Annotated in this window: 10 protein-coding genes; 5 read left to right on the forward strand and 5 right to left on the reverse strand. The window is 62.4% G+C overall.

The annotated features are described in order from the left end of the window. Positions 1-401 precede the first annotated feature (401 nt). The 3 genes from BLV94_RS03130 to BLV94_RS03140 all read left to right on the forward strand — a co-directional run bounded on the left by BLV94_RS03130 (position 402) and on the right by BLV94_RS03140 (position 2,439). Positions 402-1,328 carry a ParA family protein gene (locus BLV94_RS03130; protein ID WP_072951031.1) on the forward strand — a complete coding sequence of 309 codons (927 nt, stop codon included), beginning with the start codon at positions 402-404 and terminating at the stop codon, positions 1,326-1,328. Next, a complete protein-coding gene (locus tag BLV94_RS03135) occupies positions 1,325-2,062 on the forward strand; it encodes a hypothetical protein (protein ID WP_072951030.1) in 738 nt (245 codons plus the stop codon). Before BLV94_RS03130 ends, BLV94_RS03135 begins: the two co-directional genes overlap by 4 nt. Before the next feature lie 185 nt (positions 2,063-2,247). After that, positions 2,248-2,439: a hypothetical protein gene (locus BLV94_RS03140; protein ID WP_244163487.1), complete on the forward strand. Its 192-nt coding sequence runs from the start codon at positions 2,248-2,250 to the stop codon at positions 2,437-2,439. 260 nt (positions 2,440-2,699) lie between these two features. On the opposite strand, the gene BLV94_RS03145 is transcribed toward BLV94_RS03140, so the two are convergent. From BLV94_RS03145 to BLV94_RS03175, 5 genes are all read right to left on the reverse strand, one after another. Then, a complete protein-coding gene (locus BLV94_RS03145) occupies positions 2,700-2,951 on the reverse strand; it encodes a hypothetical protein (protein WP_225858411.1) in 252 nt (83 codons plus the stop codon). Between the two features lie 16 nt (positions 2,952-2,967). Continuing rightward, positions 2,968-3,825, reverse strand: a complete 858-nt coding sequence (locus BLV94_RS03150) for a ParA family protein (protein WP_072951025.1) — start codon at positions 3,823-3,825, stop codon at positions 2,968-2,970. 116 nt (positions 3,826-3,941) lie between these two features. Next, complete coding sequence (locus BLV94_RS03155; RefSeq protein ID WP_244163457.1) at positions 3,942-5,582, reverse strand: ParB/RepB/Spo0J family partition protein; 1,641 nt, start codon at positions 5,580-5,582, stop codon at positions 3,942-3,944. Positions 5,583-11,027: 5,445 nt separating this feature from the next. Further along, complete coding sequence (locus BLV94_RS03165) at positions 11,028-11,255, reverse strand: hypothetical protein (RefSeq protein WP_072951631.1); 228 nt, start codon at positions 11,253-11,255, stop codon at positions 11,028-11,030. Positions 11,256-15,911: 4,656 nt separating this feature from the next. After that, positions 15,912-16,274: a hypothetical protein gene (locus BLV94_RS03175; protein WP_244163458.1), complete on the reverse strand. Its 363-nt coding sequence runs from the start codon at positions 16,272-16,274 to the stop codon at positions 15,912-15,914. Between the two features lie 293 nt (positions 16,275-16,567). Between BLV94_RS03175 and BLV94_RS03180 the strand changes: the two genes are divergently transcribed. Both BLV94_RS03180 and BLV94_RS03185 read left to right on the forward strand, forming a co-directional pair. Continuing rightward, positions 16,568-17,629 (forward strand): tyrosine-type recombinase/integrase, encoded by a 1,062-nt coding sequence (locus BLV94_RS03180; RefSeq protein ID WP_072951812.1) that lies wholly within the window; start codon positions 16,568-16,570, stop codon positions 17,627-17,629. After that, complete coding sequence (locus BLV94_RS03185; protein ID WP_005265299.1) at positions 17,619-17,933, forward strand: helix-turn-helix domain-containing protein; 315 nt, start codon at positions 17,619-17,621, stop codon at positions 17,931-17,933. Before BLV94_RS03180 ends, BLV94_RS03185 begins: the two co-directional genes overlap by 11 nt. Positions 17,934-18,014: the final 81 nt, after the last annotated feature.

Raw genomic sequence — 18,014 nt, forward strand, 5'->3', positions numbered from 1 at the left:
TGACTCTGACATGCATGTATGTCTACGACACTAGGTATGGCCTTAGCGACGCCCGTAACTGCTGCAGTATGACAGATCGTCGCATGGATCTACGTATAGATCGGTGCTACTACCTTTTCAATTGCCAGCTCTAGCACCGCGATCAGACTCATTGCTACTACCCTCACATTCACCGTGTGCATGATCATCGCCTCGACCAAGCACACAACAGTTGGCAAGGTCTGCAACATGAACCATTCCCAGGGGCGGGAACACGGCCGGTGACATCGCCTTCTCAACCGCTCTTGAACAGGCCCGCTGTATCGCCTTAGCACAGGCTGGACTCACGACGTCTTACACCCCCATAGACAAGGGTGTGTCGTTGGCAATCTGACCGACCACGCAGCCGTACCGTGCTAAACATGTCGCCAACGCAGCCCACGCGCAGTCTGCTTGTCGCCAATCAAAAAGGCGGTGTCGGCAAGAGTTCGATCGTCGCCGCCCTCGCAGCCATGGTCGCGGCGGCGGGACTCCGAGTTCTCGTCATGGACGCGGACCAGCAGGCCAACGTCACATCGTCCGATCTAGGCGTTGAGGGGGATCGCGGGAGGGGCCTCAGCATGAGCCTCCAGTTCGCGCACCCCTTAGAACCCATCCGAGAGGTCCGGCCGAACCTCGATCTCATCCCCGGCGGTGCGGCGCTTGCAGTCATCGGCGCCATCGCCGCTGCCGCGGCCCAAACCGGGATGGATCTGACGGGCAACCTCGTCTCCACCCTGAACGACTTGCAGTCGGCCGAACACTACGACCTGATTCTGATCGATTCAGGCCCAGGCGATGCCCCACTCCTCGACGCACTCCTGGGCACCGCGCGCTATCTTCTCGTACCGACCAGGGATGACGATGCAAGCCTGATCGGCGTGGAGTATCTCGCTGCCCGCTATCTGCGAGCGCGTGAGAATGGTTCCGTCATCCAACTGCTCGGTGTTGTGCTGTTCGACCTGAACCCGACCGCGACAGCGCGGAACCCTGAGGTGTTCAAGCAGGTTGAGGACCTGCTCGAAGGCAGCGGCGCCGCTCCCTTCGAGACGTTCATCCGGAACGATCGTGCCGCCGCGGTGGATCTCCGAAGCCGTCATCTAACTCCAAATGAGCTCGTCACCGTATCCGCTGAACAGGCAAAGACCCGTATCCAGCGACTCCGCGACAAGGACAAGAAACTCCTCGGACGGCGCCTGTGGTCCCGCGACCCCAACGGGCTCGCAAACGACTACCAAGCCCTCACCCGCGAGGTTCTCAGCCGCATAGCGGCTGCGGAAAAGAACGAAATCTCCGGGGGAGTGGCATGAGTGCGAGACGCAGGAAGGCAGCTTTCGATCCGGGCGCCCTCGGGAATCTCGACGAACTACTCCCCACCCTGAGCATCGTCACTGAACGCGACGCGCCGGCGCAAGAACCGCCACCCCCAAACCCCACCGACGACCAGGTCGACGCCGCACCCGAACCCACCGCGAAACCCTCACCCGAGGTGACGCCGAAGGTGTCGCCCGAGCACGCCGAGACAGACAATGCGTCACCAGACACCGAAGACCCGGCTCCGGAACCCACTCACCCTGCCCCCGAGACAACAAGATTCGTCGCCGCGCCCCGCAGAAAGCCCAAAACACGCAGCGACAGCAATCCCGCGCCGATACGGGTCGCGCCGCCGGAGGTCTACTTACCCCCCGCCGTGTACGCAGCATTACGCCAACTCACGCTCGAGGAGCGACAGCGCGACCGCGCCACCGCACGCCCCTACGGGCAAGTCGTTCTCGATGCCATTGAGACGCACGCTGGCGAACTGCTGCGCCACTGGAACACCGCGGAACCCCAGACAAGTACCGGACTCTTCAAGCGTCGCGAGACCAGTGCGCAGCCGCGTCGCCGTAGGCATAGCGAGATACAGGCGCGTGTGCCCCTGGGAGGCATCATCTCCTCCGATACCGCAACGCTCGATGCCCTCGTCGAAGAGTGGTCCGCCGGTAGCCGCAGCGCGCTGGTCGAACACGCACTTCGCCTGTATCTCAATGTGCGACCAGACTGAGCACAACCGCACAATGTCAGGCCGCAGGCGGCGACGGTCCGTGCAGTGTCGAACCCGAATAGCGGACACAGCCGGAGCGACGACAACGGCCCTGGTCAGGCCGAACCACGTCGCCAGGGGAGAACACGGCCGCGGAAAAATCCGGTGTCGGCACTTCTGCCCGATACCGTGACGCAGTGACCGACATGAGGTTCTCCCGAGACACGATCGCGGGTCTCGCACTACTTCTCGTCGTCGGTCTTGCAGCGCTTACCCCCGGTGTCCATGTCTGGAACGGGCAACACAGCCACGACACCAAAATGGCTACCGAAATCTCGCTCCTGATCCTTCTCCTCTTCGTCGGCAGCGCAACCACCTACGCGTGCCGCGGACTCTGAATCCGCTTCCGCCGATCAACACACGATTAGCTGGACCGTTCGACACGATCAACCCACGCAGGCCAACGCTGCAACGATCGCGACGACGAAACCCAGCGGGAAACCCTTTGTCCGCATCGACTGACTGGCGACCCGCCCGTAGCCCACGGCTGGCTCCGACAACCTCACATCCGAACGAACCATCGCCACGACCCGAGCCTGCACAAAGCCGCGCCCTCGTTCCTGCACACAACCGGCGGCTCGCCTGCACGCACCCTGCGTCACACCGCCTTACCAGGCTCCAACGGCTCAGAATCGGGCCCGATCGCGCGACCATCGTTGTAGGTCTCCGCGATCACTCTCAGTTGCGCTGCGAACGCCTCCTGAGTGAACTGCATCAGCGAATACGGCCGCCCGGTCTTGCGGCGTACAAGACGTACAGCGGCCCGGGCCAACGCGTGCAGATCATGGGTCACATTGACTGTGCTCGTCGCACGCGAAGGCCGCATATGCCGCTCAACATCGTTCACCACAGGTGGCCTCCAGCCCCTAAGCGACCACTGCCCGTTGCCCGAACAGCCCCAGCTTCTGCATATGGGTCAGCGCAGCCCGGTAGTCGCTGGTGACCGTCTTTGCCCTGTAACCGTATATCGGCACCGGAACATAGTTCGTGTACGCCTCATCCACGATGCTCGCACGACGGATCGGCGGCGTAACCCTATCCGCATACTCGCTGAGCAGATCATCCATCTGCTCACGGTAGACGTCTCCAATCGGCGGCACCGCGCAAGGGACGATGGATAGCAACGGAACGTCGACTCGGTAGGTCCGCTTGATCTTCCGCAGTTCCTGCTCCAACGCCGGGATGCCTTCGTTCTCCTTGCCGGAGGGCTTCGTGCACGTGATCAGGCCCCATGAACCATGAGGCCCTTCCTCATCAACTGTGGTGGCAAGAATGCCAGCGATCACCAAAACGTTCAGGGAGCCGGGGGAGTCGATCAGGGTGACGTCGACCGGATCCGCTTCCTCGAGGGCGTCACGCAGATGAAGCACACCACCTGTCACCGCAGGCAACTCCACGATCAACTTGTCGAGTGTGTCGCGCGCGGCGGGCACAATCGTCAGGTTGGGGATCTCCTCGTATACGGGCTGGTCACCTTCGTCGTAGCCCCTAACCACCCGCGCTGGGCGCTCGACGTCCTTGATTGACGCGTTGCGCCGCAGCACGTCGGCGGCGGTCTTACCCGAAGCTTCCGGGTACCCGAGCCACGTGCTCGCGTTTGCCTGGCTATCCATGTCGAGAACTCGAACGCGGTATCCGTCCTGAGCGAGCAAAGTGGCGGTCGAGGTGACAGTCGTTGTTTTGCCGGCACTGCCGGACAGGGTTGCTACTGCGTAGGTAGCCACGGGAACTCCTTGCGGTTGAATGTCGTGCATTGGATTGATGTCTGATTCGGGTGATGCACCGTGCATCACCCGGCGAAGCGATGTATGAACTTCGGTGATGCACCGTGCATCACCGATCAGCCGGCGTCACGTAACTCGCGGCGCGCTGCATCGAGACGAGCTTCCTCCCACGCGGTCGGCCGGTACCCAGCGCGCTCGGACAGCAAGTCCAAGTACGTGAGGTCCGATGCCCCCCACTCCCGAGAGTCATTCGCTGCCGCAAGTTCGTAACCAGCGACCGCGCAGGCCCAGGCCATCTCAGTGCGGCGCTTCTCGTCGCCGTTCTCGGCGCTCACCCTGAACTCGGTCGCGTCAAGACCTTCCAGCCGCATATACGCCTGAGCCAGGCGCCACCCTTCCGCGCTCGTCGCTAACGCGGAAACCCCGTAGGCGTATTGGTCGATGAAGTAGTTCACCAACTTCTCCCGCGGAGGAACCGAGGCTACAAGCCTCTTGCCCGCCTCGCGACGAGCCTTCTGTGCCGCCGTCCGTGCTTCCGCTTCCAATCTTGCGGCCGATTCGGTGGCATCCTCATCGGTCGGCTTGTCTTTTGCGTAGAAGACAAGCGTTCCCTGACCGGAGTCGATCGCGCCGACAACGTTTCCACTCGCAATATCGACATCGTTGACCTCAAACAGTCGATGCTCATGAAGAGCATCGCCGAACCGCTCGCGGGGATCCACAATCTCGAGACCCGCAGCCATCGCCTGCTCCCGCGACTTTCGCTCGGTCAACACACGTTCAGCGGCACGGGTCGGGCTCATTCCGCGATCGGACATTAGCGCGAACGCCGCGAGCTGCTCAGCACGACGGTCATCCGTGCCCTGAGTCGGGTCCACCTTCTTCTGCCAATTTCGAGCAGGACCGTAGGGGAGCGCCCCCGCCAGCGCCGCACCCTCGGCACCACGAATCGCATCCTCCGCAATCGCGGCCTGAATCTCAGGGGCGAGCAGTAGCATCGACAGCCGCCTCGACACCGTCGCCTGGTCGACACCGAGCTTCTCGGCGATCGCACGCTGCGACAACCCCAGCTCGGAATACCGAGCGAACATCTGAGCCTCAGCCAGTTCCGAAAGGTCTTGACGACCAAGATTCTCCAGCGTCATGGCATCGAGGTCGCCGTGATCATCCATCACGGCGTCATCGATTACTGCAGGAATCGTTGTCAAACCGGCTGCGATGGCGGCCGCGCGACGACGGTGCCCATAGATGACCACATACTCGGCATCGTCGCCAATAGCGCGAGCGAGGTCGGGCCGCTGCGCGAGGAAGCCCGCGCGCGTTACCAGCAGCGCTGGAACCTTGATGCCATTTGCCCTGGCTCCATTGACCAGTTCATCCCATTTCGGGTCACCAGTCTGAGGCTTAGACCTGTCTGGGTCATTGAAGGGGTGAGGGGCGGTTTGGAGTACCGGAACCTGCACAACGGTCTGACCGTCGGCTGCAGCCAGTCCGACCAGCGCGGCGGTAATGCCGCCCGAGTCTGCATCACCGTTCGCCTGCGTCGTAGTTACATCACCGGAGGCGGCCGCCGCGAGTTCCTCACTCTCTTCGCCGCCAGCGAACTTTCGGAACCGGCTCGCAGTCTTCCTGCCCGCCGGTTTGCGCGCGGCGGGCTTCCGCTTGGTCGCGGCCGGGCCGGCCGATGGACTGGCGGCCACAATTTCGGATGTCACTCCGGCGTTCATCATCCTCCATTCTCTGCGCATGCTTTGCATGTATTTAGATGGAGAGTACTGGGATCGAACTTCCTCCTTGGATATCTGCGGCGGCGTGTCGCATATCCGGTGATGCACGGTGCATCACTGGGACTTGAGCGGCCGGTGATGCACGGTGCATCACCGCGGAGGCAGTCAGGCGAGGTGCAGCCGCAGGTGGCTGTGACAGCGAAGTGATCCGGCGCCCGTGTGAGCGTGCCACTGCCGGCCGGTGATGCACGGTGCATCACCGGGACTCGAGCGGCCGGTGATGCACGGTGCATCACCGAAGGCTCAACCCATCGGGCCGGACCACATCGATTCCGCAGGAGCGAGGCGGGTGGCACTCTGCCAGTGGTGCTGCGTGCACCACCACGACCTGTCCGATCGGTGATGCACGGTGCATCAGCCGGAGCAAGGCTGTCGGCAACCCGGCGGTGATGCACGGTGCATCACTGGGACTCGAGCGGCCGGTGATGCACGGTGCATCACCGAAGGCTCAACCCATCGGGCCGGACCACATCGATTCCGCAGGAGCGAGGCGGGTGGCACTCTGCCAGTGGTGCTGCGTGCACCACCACGACCTGTCCGATCGGTGATGCACGGTGCATCAGCCGGAGCAAGGCTGTCGGCAACCCGGCGGTGATGCACGGTGCATCACTGGGACTCGAGCGGCCGGTGATGCACGGTGCATCACCGAAGGCTCAACCCATCGGGCCGGACCACATCGATTCCGCAGGAGCGAGGCGGGTGGCACTCTGCCAGTGGTGCTGCGTGCACCACCACGACCTGTCCGATCGGTGATGCACGGTGCATCAGCCGGAGCAAGGCTGTCGGCAACCCGGCGGTGATGCACGGTGCATCACCGAAGGCTCAACCCATCGGGCCGGACCACATCGATTCCGCAGGAGCGAGGCGGGTGGCACTCTGCCAGTGGTGCTGCGTGCACCACCACGACCTGTCCGATCGGTGATGCACGGTGCATCAGCCGGAGCAAGGCTGTCGGCAACCCGGCGGTGATGCACGGTGCATCACTGGGACTTGAGCGGCCGGTGATGCACGGTGCATCACCGCGGAGGCAGTCAGGCGAGGTGCAGCCGCAGGTGGCTGTGACAGCGAAGTGATCCGGCGCCCGTGTGAGCGTGCCACTGCCGGCCGGTGATGCACGGTGCATCACCGGGACTTGAGCGGCCGGTGATGCACGGTGCATCACCGCGGAGGACTCGCGATCGGCGTGGCTCGCCGCCTACTCGACCGATCGGCGCGGCCGAGCGATTCCCAGTCGACGCTTCGGTGATGCACGGTGCATCACCGGAGCCTGCCACACTCCGAACGAAGTCAAGTTCACACAATGCGAAGCGGTGATGTGCCTCGCGCATCCTTACCCACTCCTTGATGACAACACCGCCACCGCACACGAATTCCGGGCAGTGAGGATGCCGGCAGCGCCGCCCTCGCGACCCCCGCGGTGATGCACCGTGCATCACCTCGGGGGTCGCGCACCAGAGTGGAAGAAGCGGCCGCTAAGTCAGCGGAAGGGCGTCGGCGACGGGAAGGCCTTCCACTGCCTTCGATGATGCACGGTGCATCACCGAGGACGCGTCCCACTCCGAACCGGACTAAGTCAGTACCGTGCCCGTGGTGGTCTACCTCGACCCCACCGCCCCCTTTGGGGCAAACCCGCCGCTGGAAGATCTGGACAGAGGGACGTCTTGAGCGCGACCTCATGCCACGCTCAGGGAGCCACGCGACACTTCGTACGCCCACATCGCGGGGGTCTGGCTGTGATGCACCGTGCATCAGCCGGAGCAAGGCTGCCGGACGCAAGACGCGGAGCTACGACAACAACGTGTGCCGTCGCCTGGGTAGGGCGTTCCTTTAGTGACCGCTTGAGGAGTTCGCTTTGGGGGACGTAATCCTGTCGAGCGGATCACCGTTCACGATCTTGCCGAGGTCCGCGAAAAAGACGTGACCAGTGCACATTGTGAGCCTCGTGGGACGCCTCCGGCGGGCGGCGCCAAATTAGAGTGGAGCAACATCGGCGGCTGGCTGATTCGAACCTGCCCGAGGTGCGGTGGATGGCCGAGCGAGTATGCCGGCTTCGCTCTTGCAATCGGCGAGTCATTCCCCCACAACGGTGCGTCTCTGTCACTCCGGCATGATGACGCTCCTCCGAGTGCACTGACTTGGTCCTGCGGGATGAGTCCGTTCTCAAGACAGCGCAATCGGACCTGAACGACGCCCGGGGGAGTGGGCGTGTCGCGACTTGATGGGAATCAAGAAAAAGGTGGGCTTGAAGTCGACTTGCGGGCGCCCGCAGGAGCGTTGCCCGATCGAGCCGTGGGTGATGCACGGTGCATCACCCACGGACGCCTTGGTCGAATATGACGCGGACCAACCCAATACTGTCCATCGAGCCGGGCCCTTCTGAAGTGCTCTGTGCACTTTCCCCGCCCGGTACGGGGCAAGATCTCGGCGAACATGTTTCGGATCGCAACGCGCCGGCCATTCGAATTCAATCCGCCCGAACCCTCGGACTAGGAGACAACCGCCACGACGCGGCCACCCACCTCACCTGTCTTACTCCCACACACTAGGCCGAATCACCAACGATGCGCGCAAACGTCTCGTGATCCGTCGAGGGTGCAGAACTTTGGCGCACTGGCCAGTCTTCCTGCTAGCCCAACCCGATGGGAAACTGGATACTCCCTTCAGGTATGCCTCGTCCATCTCTGACTTGATCGTCCTGACCTCGCCTCGCCAACTCATTGGGGTGATGCACGGTGCATCACCCCAATGCGGTCTGCTCCTCGACTTGAGGGCATGAATCCGACACCTCACCCAGTCGCAACATGACGATCGAACATGGCCGAAGAACCGACCTCCTTTGGATTCGGCAGGTCCTTGGTGAAGGCGCCCGACGCTTGGTTTAGCAGTTCGTCGCGGTCGTCCAGCACCGTCGAATCTGCCGAGATCCGTCCCGAATCCAGCGGCCGATGACTCGACATGAATCGTCCGCCACTCTTCTTCGCGCAGGGGAGCCGGCCTCATCTCACCAACGCGCTCGAACGATTGCTGGAGATTTGACTGCCGGGTGCCATCGCCCCACAGGTTTCTCATCGATCGCGCGACGCCCGGTGTGACAGCCCAAACTGTTAGCTTGCGGACCAATCTTTTACGTCCACAACGACAGTGGACCAACCGGCAAGACAGTGTGTATCGGAATTCGACTCCGACTCAAGACATTGCTTCAACTGCTTCCAGTTCGTCCTCGGTGCGAATGAACTGCTTTACTTTGTGTCCTAAATGAATCCGAGGGACCGGCGCGTCGTCGCTCTTGACGGATCACCCAACCGATCCCATGCCGACGACGTTTACAACCTCAACTCCCGGGAGGCGGGTGATCAGTAATTGACTCACCCCGACCGCCCACTCTCATTCCTGCCCGCGTTCTGTTCGGCCTCGGGCAGGCGAGAGAGGAACACGAAATGACGCGGCGACAGCGAAAATACACTCAGCACCGTCTCGGGCCGCGGAGTGCGCACTCCGCGGCCCGGTGAGACCAACCCTGGACTGAAGACGCGATGAGCACGACGGAGAACGGACACCGACCCGACGGCAGCGATCGCAATTCGCTAAGAGCGCCGACATTCTGAGCCATCACCTACGCCGCGTTGTACCTGCGCACTTGAACGCCGTGCGAATGTGCTCCTCTGCAGAGGCTATGGCCCTCTACCGCGTTCGATCGTCAGTGTTCAGATATGCGCATCTGCCTTTCGACGCTCAAGTAATTTCGACGCAAGGGCCTTCTTGCACCGCTCACGGTGCCCAGGAGTCGCCACAGCACGATCACGGCGGCTGAGCCGCGCGTCGCGGTCCGCAATGCGCTGACGGGCTTCCTGGGCGGCTTTTTGGGCCATCTCAGATGGTGAGGGGCGGGTCCAATCGATCTGAGTCAGCCGCCACCGGAGGTATCCGAGAGGCCTCTCGAGGTGTTGTGGCCAAATCCACCCCCGCTGTTGGGTGTCGCGCGTGAGTTCAGCGGCGATGTCACGCCCACTCCAGCGATTCCCGTCAATGCCAGCGCGTGCAAGCACCTCGCACACTGCCCCAATGTGCCCAGCCGATTCGAATACCGATGCGTGAACGAGCAGTTCAGCGGCCGTGCGCTGCAGGTCGATCGGTCGAGGTTGCCGTGTCAGGGTCTGTGCGCTCTTCGGTTGCTCGCCCGCGCGCGCTCGCGCGCGATTTGGTGATAAATCTCTAACAAGAGATAACAACTTAAATCCCCTGGAAGGGGATAGGGGGCCACGAGCGCGCAGCTGGGGATAACTTGACCGTGCCGCCTTCTCGGAACGTCCGACCTTCTTCGATAGCTTCTTCACCGCGCGTCCAACGGCGATGACCAGGGACTTCGGCGACGTCAGCGCCCAAACTGACGCCGCACGACGTTGAATCCGTCCGTGATGGCATTCAGCTGCATACGACTCGTCAGCTCTCAGGTACCTGCCTCGGGCCATCTCGCGGGCGACTGAAAGTTCCTGGAGTGCCCTTCTTGCGCGTTTTACGACTGACACACTGACTCCGCTGCGGTGGGCGATCGTCTCCCGCGCCGCGCATACGCGACGGCCCGTTGACCGCTCCGCGAACGAGGCCATCGTCACTGCCACGGCGAAGACGAATTCTGTGCTGACCTGGAATCGCCGACAAACGTCACGTCCGGTGGGGGAGTTCAACACTTGGCGGACCTGGGACTGCCAGGCACTACGCCCGGTCCAGGCCGGTGTTGAGGCTTGTCGACCTGGATCGACGGGCAACGACCAGGACCTGCCCCGCTGCTCGCTCTCCGCGTTGAGCCGCTCGACATGATTGACCCGTTCGACAGCGGATGAGACAAGAGCTTCCCATTCGGTGTCGCTGGTCGTCGAAACCTCGCCAGCGGGGGTGATCTGAACAGAATCGACAGAAAATGCGGCCGTATGAGCCGCGGAATTGGGGTGCATGACGCGCCTTTCACGCGCCCTTAACCAGGTTGTTGCCGTGAGTCGCTGGCATCACCAGCAGGACATGGCTTACCCTGACAAGAGCGCACGGTATCGACACGACTGCTCGCGGGACTGCCAATCACAGGAGCGGTCGTGTTGGAACGGCCAAATATGGGCGGTGGGTCTCATCCGGAAACGGTGGGACCCACCGACGTTTTCACTAGTGGATTCGACACCCCCTCACGGCATGCGAGAACGCCGGAAGAGCCGGCAACATACGGTCTGCGTACACGGAATTGTCACGTTGACACTGAGATGAGACGTCGCGGACACCCATATCACGTCGTGTCGCGTGCGCACGACGAATCGCGCGTCCTATACTCATAGAAGGCAGACCTCCTCCCTTGCGTGGCGGTTTGTACGACGAGCGGAACCCCCGGAGCTGGCGAGCGAAGGGGGGTTTCGCCTTTTCTGGGCTCTTTCAGCCCGTCATCGGCAACTCTTCCTGCCTGGCTTGCGCCGGAATCGCTGGCTCGTTCTCGAGTGCCAGCTGAATAAGCGCGATCATCCGATCAGTGATTGTCTTGACACGACCATCGTCAACCGGTGCGAGAATCCGGTCGGCGATCTCCGCGGGGAACTCAACCCCGATGTGGCGAACGGCGACGTCGCGGGCTGGGCGCCCGCCCCGACTTTTCCGAGTTGTCATGCCTTAAATCCTGCTCTTTGGGTTTAACTAAACCGCGCAGCGACACGCCGAGTTAAATAAAACTCGAAGATGTCGCGTCGGGACCTCCTCCAGGGGTGAATCTGGCTCCGAATCGTAGGCGATCACCACCCCGCCTATCGAAGAAATATCTGATCAAACGTTGCGTGGCGGCCATAGGCAATCACACCACCCAAGAAACGTCACGTGATGAATTGAAATCTGTGTGGTACAGCGATTTACGCACACTTACACCACCTCGCCGGCAACGAAAGATCGGAGTCTCCCAAACACGCCGTCCACCGCAGATATCACCCGCGCTCCCGTAGACCAAGCTCTGACCTCGCCATATCCGGAGATCGGACCTCACTGCGAGACTTCCGGCCCGTCCAAGATCGGCGTGCCAGCAAACTAAGAAATACCACTTGAAGGAGATGCGGAGCCCTCGGCACAGCTCGACCACCAGGGCGTTCTCGACTAATCCAAATCGTCCTACTGCCGACGCGCAACGCAGCCACCAGTTGTTTCCGATGTAGTGGAAATGCACCGTAAACGCCGCAACTCACCGAATCCGTGCCGACCTATCCAATAATGTCGGTCAGGGCCAGCTCCGCAGCATCATGATCAACGCGGGTTCGCCCCTCGACCATCTTGACTTTCAGCTCTCCGCGGCCGCGGCTTGCAACGGGATAGCCCCTACTCGGAGGACAGAACGATGCGCGATGTCTCGTCCCCGACACGAGCTCCCAACACCAGAAGACGCAGATTGAGTTCCACGCAAAGCAAGCAATGCCGCAAGGGGTTGAGCTCGTCGGTTTCTGCGAAATGACCAATGTCGCCCCAGTCATCTATGCATGGCACGAGTTGATCACCTCAAGATTCGGCTGGCCGCCGGATTGTCCAGTCAACGATGGGAGACTCGGGCAGTCGGGCAAGGCAGCCTTCGCCCCCGACCGCCTGCAACTTGCAAGACAAATAACGCCTTTCACGTATTCGTATCGCCTCCTCCACGACCAGCCACTCTTGGCCTATCGCCCCGCCAGCCAGCGGCGCAACAGCCCGCAGCCATCAGCGGCCGGTCACCTACAAACGCGACAACGTCCACTGCCGCCAGATTGTGCCGCTTGGGTCGTCTTGGATCCGTTCCTCGCGTCAATTTTGCGAAACTTCGTCAGCATCCAAGTCTCGAACAGCTACCTCGATTCGTCGGTTCAGTATTCTGGCTCGCTGGCGGCCGAAGATTTTGACGCTGGCCCCTTGTCTGCGACGAGATGCTCGCCACACCCAATGTTGGTGCACCGACATGGGTCCCAGCGGGGAACAGATGGTGATGCACGGTGCATCACCGCGGAGTAGCACAACAAACGGCCGCGCATATCGGCAGATTGGAGACGAGGTGGCCCTATCCGACTTGCTGCCGTGATGCACCGTGCATCACGTGTGAGTGTGATCCTCGCATCGCTCGGGCCGGATAGACGTGCCCGGGCCGGGGTGTACAGCTTCGGTGATGCACGGTGCATCACCGAGCGCACCTCCGACGAACGGACTGGCGTGTCGCGGTCTGGCTTGCAGTGGGCCGGTCAGGTCGTGACTTCTCCGCGGCGAAGCGCCACGCCGCATCGGTTGGCGGCCTGTCCGCCTCGTAGGGCGTCGAAGTCCTTTCGCCGTCGCAGTCACTGGCAGTTTGGAACATGTTTGTGCAACTCCGCGGTGATGCACGGTGCATCACCGCGGAGTAGCGCAACAAGCGGCCGCGCATATCGGCAGATTGGAGACGAGGTGGCCCTATCCGACTTGCTGCCGTGATGCACCGTGCATCACGTGTGAGTGTGATCCTCGCATCGCTCGGGCCGGATAGACGTGCCCGGGCCGGGGTGTACAGCTTCGGTGATGCACGGTGCATCACCGAGCGCACCTCCGACGAACGGACTGGCGTGTCGCGGTCTGGCTTGCAGTGGGCCGGTCAGGTCGTGACTTCTCCGCGGCGAAGCGCCACGCCGCATCGGTTGGCGGCCTGTCCGCCTCGTAGGGCGTCGAAGTCCTTTCGCCGTCGCAGTCACTGGCAGTTTGGAACATGTTTGTGCAACTCCGCGGTGATGCACGGTGCATCACCGCGGAGTAGCGCAACAAGCGGCCGCGCATATCGGCAGATTGGAGACGAGGTGGCCCTATCCGACTTGCTGCCGTGATGCACCGTGCATCACGTGTGAGTGTGATCCTCGCATCGCTCGGGCCGGATAGACGTGCCCGGGCCGGGGTGTACAGCTTCGGTGATGCACGGTGCATCACCGAAGCTAGGTCATTCCGCAGGGTGTCGTGGTGTTGCGACTTCGATGTGATGGGCAGCGGAGCGCACGCCATGCCCGCGGAGAAGGCAGCACCGTCCAGGGTGCCGCCCGCACCGGTCTGCCGCGAGAAGGAGGCTGGTGTGGTTCGGTGCCGTTGATTTCGCGACGGGGCGAAGACTGGTTCGGCGGAGCAGGACCATCAGGTCAGAGCACGCGTCGTCAGGCGGGTATGTCTCAGCGTGCGGCCTCGATCTCCTCGTGTTCCAAGCCTGGACGTCCCCATCGATCTGCGGGGTGCTCGGCTTCGGCTTGATCAGCGCTGCGATGCCGGATGCTCCGCAAGTGGATTCGTTGTCGGCTAACGTCGCGTCTGTCTCGCTGCAATAAGCGGCGAAGAATACCCACCGCATCCCACTACCGGACGCGGCGCTGCCTTCGAAATAGCGCTTTGTGTGCTACGGCGGGCGATGAACGTTGGCCGCATGCTGGGAACTCGCGGTAAATGCCAGGGTCGCGTGGGGCTGGGCCGTCGATGGTCCACGTGCTATGCGACCTGGTGCCGTCGGAGGTGAGACCTATGGAGGGAAAGTTCGGACCTGACCGGCCTGCATCAGCCGTGACCTCCGGTGCGCGTGCAGGAATGCTTCGCCGTGTAGTGAGCCAGGTCCGGGCGGCAATCGAAGCTTTCGGAGTGGTGTCGGCACGAAGGTGGCTCGTGTTCCTCGCCGGATCGCGGGGTGGACTGGGTGTTTAGCGAACGCCAAATGGCCTCAAGAAGACAAGTAGCGTCGACATATTTTCCACAGACCGATCGAATGGCTCAGCGGTGTGCGGGAACTGGGCCCGATGAAGTGGTCGGCGCCTACTTGCACGGGCCCTTCGCGACCTACCTTAGAACCATGTTCGGGTGATGCACCGTGCATCACCCGAACATCAGGTGATGCACCGTGCATCACGTAAAGCGCGGGTTGAAAACGCATCGTGGTGAGTAAGTCAGTCAGGTTGTGTTGGAGAGAGGTTCAGCACGGATCCGATCCTTCCCGCTTCGTCAGGAGCGTGCAAAAGGCGGACCGTGGTCACAACCGATGCGGGAGGCTGTCGGGGGCTGGGATCAATACCGGGCTTCGCGAGCAAACCCCAGTCAGGGCGACGATTCTTAGTCCTTGCCGACAGAGCTCGGGGGTCTTTGCGGACAGGGCTCGGGGCAGATCAGGTTTCACACGAAGTGGGATCCATATGTCCGTGTGATCGACGATTATATATGATCGTTCGAGATTGGTATGTAAAGACAGCTGCTTCGAGATTAGTCTAAAAGTATTCTACTGCAACGAAATTCGACGGTAGAGTAGCTCTGGGAAGGGCACTGTCGATCGCCCTACCTCCGCAGCTTCGCGCGTCAGTGGAGTTGGTGAGAATGCACGAGCCGGCGCAGATGGGCTCGTTGGCGTCACCCGTTGTCATTGAGTCGCGTCGAGTCGCCACGGGTCAAGCCACGCGGAACCCCGCCGGAGCTGGCGGACGGCGGGGCCGCGACACCGGCAGTCGAGGATCGGTCAAGCAGCGCGAACTCCGGTGGCTGAACAAGATTCAACTCACGGCGTTGCGGCACCAGCGGCCTGCACATCGGATCAGCCGGTGCAAACCAAATCGTATGACGCCGACGACTTCGATCCCAAGAGTGTGTCGTACGCCATATACGATTTCTTGGGCACGCGCATGCGAATCATCCGCATATCGGGACCCAGCCGAGCGTGCCGCACCCGTCGGCACCTGGCCCGTGTTGCAGGCCAAGTGGTTCCTGCAGTTCGGCAGCAATATGCTCAAGCATCTCTGCATGCCAAAACTTTTCGTGTAATCGCATCTTGAGTGCTCCCAGCTACGCACAGAAGGAACGCGACCTCGCCCGCAGCAACGGCATCCTCGCATTCGTCTGCCCAAGCCAACCCGTCGCACCATGGACATCAACCTGATCCACCGGATAGTTGCGTAGAACGCGGCCCGCCGAGCGGTGGAGGCAGGATTCGGATACCTCGTCGCCCCGGAGCGGGCGGCCAGCACGCCGCGATGGGCGCCGTTCCAATAACGCGGTGTTGAGCGTCGCAGGCCACGTGCTGACGGGCGGGCCTTTGGATTCGGCTACCCGACGCCGGTTCTGGATACTCGCCCGACGAGTAGGTCCATCGTCGGCCGCGGCTCTGACAGCCCCGTCAAGTCGGCTCGCCCCCGCACAGAACCCAACAGACATATGTCGCGGTCAGGCAGACGACCGCGACACGAGCGAGCTACGCCCGCAGCGCCACCTCGATAGCGTTACCAGAGCGTGGCGATCCCGATGATCGAGACTCACTGCGAGCGGCGGAAGGCGAGCACGTCAGAAGTCCCACAGCGTCAGCAATGCAGCGCGGAGTGTGGGGGAGCGGACGTAGTGATCGGTCTGCAGTCGCGGGCCAGGATGACCGAGGTCGGCGAGCGCCGCCGCGGCATCGGAGAGGGAAGGCGGAGGCAGGTCGGCGCGGATGCGTAGGAAGTACAGCACTGCGCCGCCCGACCGCGGGATCCGAACGGCATCGGAGACCACGACGGCCGGCGCGTAGATCCATTCGTCGTCGGCAGAGACGAAAACGATGACGTCGCCGCGCCGGACAGCGCTGCGACTATCGAGGCGGAGCGATTCGAGTTGGTATTTCACCACAGGCCCGGCGGTCGTTCGCTGCCGGGGACGCGGCTGTTGCATCAGGTGTTGTTCCGTAAGGCTAGGTGAGTAGTCGATGGCATGTTTGACGAACATCCGGGTGACCGGGGCGGGCAGAAAATCAGCTTCGGTGTCGCGGAATCGGCCAGTGACTCCAGGGATTGGCACCGCCCTACCGATTTCCCACTCGATTGGAAGTGGCATACGTTCGTTCTCTCGGAAATTGCCTGCGAGCTGGTCATTCAGCCCGGTTTGGGGAGTCCACTGTTTTCGAGGTGGGATTCCATTCGTGTCGGTACCACCTTGACGAGCAAGGTGGCCTTAACCTATGTGGCATGAGTCACACATTTCGTGTGGTGCAGGGCAGGACGGTCGAGGTCGCTCACGCGTCGACCGATCCGCTGACCTTTCAACTCGAATGCGTCGAGGCGTTCGTGACCTCGCGGGTGGTCCGAGGCTTCAGTGCGGTGACCATCGAGAACGAGACAGGTGAGCTCGAGCGGATGCTGGCGGCGTTGGGCAAACCGGTGTGGGAGGCCACCGCCGACGATGTCGATCGGGTGGTCGGAGCGATGGCCGCGGACGGCTTGCTGGCGTCGACTCGACGCAGATATGTGCAGGCGCTGAGCAGTTTTCACCGATTTCTGATCACCCGCCGCGCCGGGGAGATTGAGGCGTTGTTCGGGGTGCGGTTGACGAACCCGATCGACGAGTTCAATGCGAGCCGTCATGTCGGTGACGATTCACCGAGGCTGCTTCCACCTCCGAGCGTGAGTCGGGTGGCCGTCTTCTTCGACTTCCTCAAGGAACGGATCGGCTCGGCTCGCAAGTACGCGCCAGCGGCCCGGGATTATGCGCTGTTCCGGACCTTGTATCACGCCGGGTTGCGCTCCGATGAGGCGTCCAAACTCGAGATCGCGGACGTCTACTTCGGGCGGGGCCCGTTCGGGAAGTTGCATGTGCGGTTCGGCAAGGGTGCCCGCACCTCCGGGCCCCGGCCGCGGTGGGTTCCGATGCTCGACCACCTCGATCTGGTGGTGCGGTGGTATCTCGAGGATGTACGACCGAAGTTGCCGGAATCGGCGGTGTTGTTCTGCGATCAGAGTGGTGGTGCGATGGCCCGGGGCACGATCCGCAACCGTCTGCGGTATCTGCAGGATCTCGAGCACTGCTCGCCGGCGGACCGGTTCAGCCCGCACGCGCTGCGCCGGGCATGCGCCACCCACAACTACGAACGAGGAGTCGATCTTGTTGCGATACAACAGATGTTAGGGCACTGGACGGTGGGATCGACGATGCGGTACGTCCGTCCGTCGGAGACGTTCATCGAGGACGCCTACCGCAGCGCGGTGTCCGACACCGTCGCGTTCCTGCAGGGAGATGATGATGCACATTAGATGGAAACTGCGGATGGCCGCGGCGCAACGGGAAGTATGGACCGGCACCCAGCTGCGCCGTCTGCTCGCCGAACGCGGCGGACTCGAGCTGTCGTCGGCGTCGGTGTCGGCGTTGTTCACCAAGGAACCCTCGCAGATCAAGCTCAGCACGCTGCTGGCGTTGTGCACTGCGCTCGACTGCACCCCGAACGACCTGTTCGACCTCGACACCACGCCCGATCGGGTCCCCGCCGAGCCCTCGGCGCCGACAGCGTCGGAGCCCGCGGCGCGGCGAGTCGGCGGCCGGTCGATGCCGCCGGTGTGACGAAGAAGGTTGGGGACTGCACCCGCTGCGGTCGGCCGCGGGGTCGACTCGGGCGCGATTTGTGCTGCCGGTGCTGGCGCA

It is taken from the genome of Rhodococcus koreensis, assembly GCF_900105905.1.
Taxonomy (GTDB): domain Bacteria; phylum Actinomycetota; class Actinomycetes; order Mycobacteriales; family Mycobacteriaceae; genus Rhodococcus_F; species Rhodococcus_F koreensis.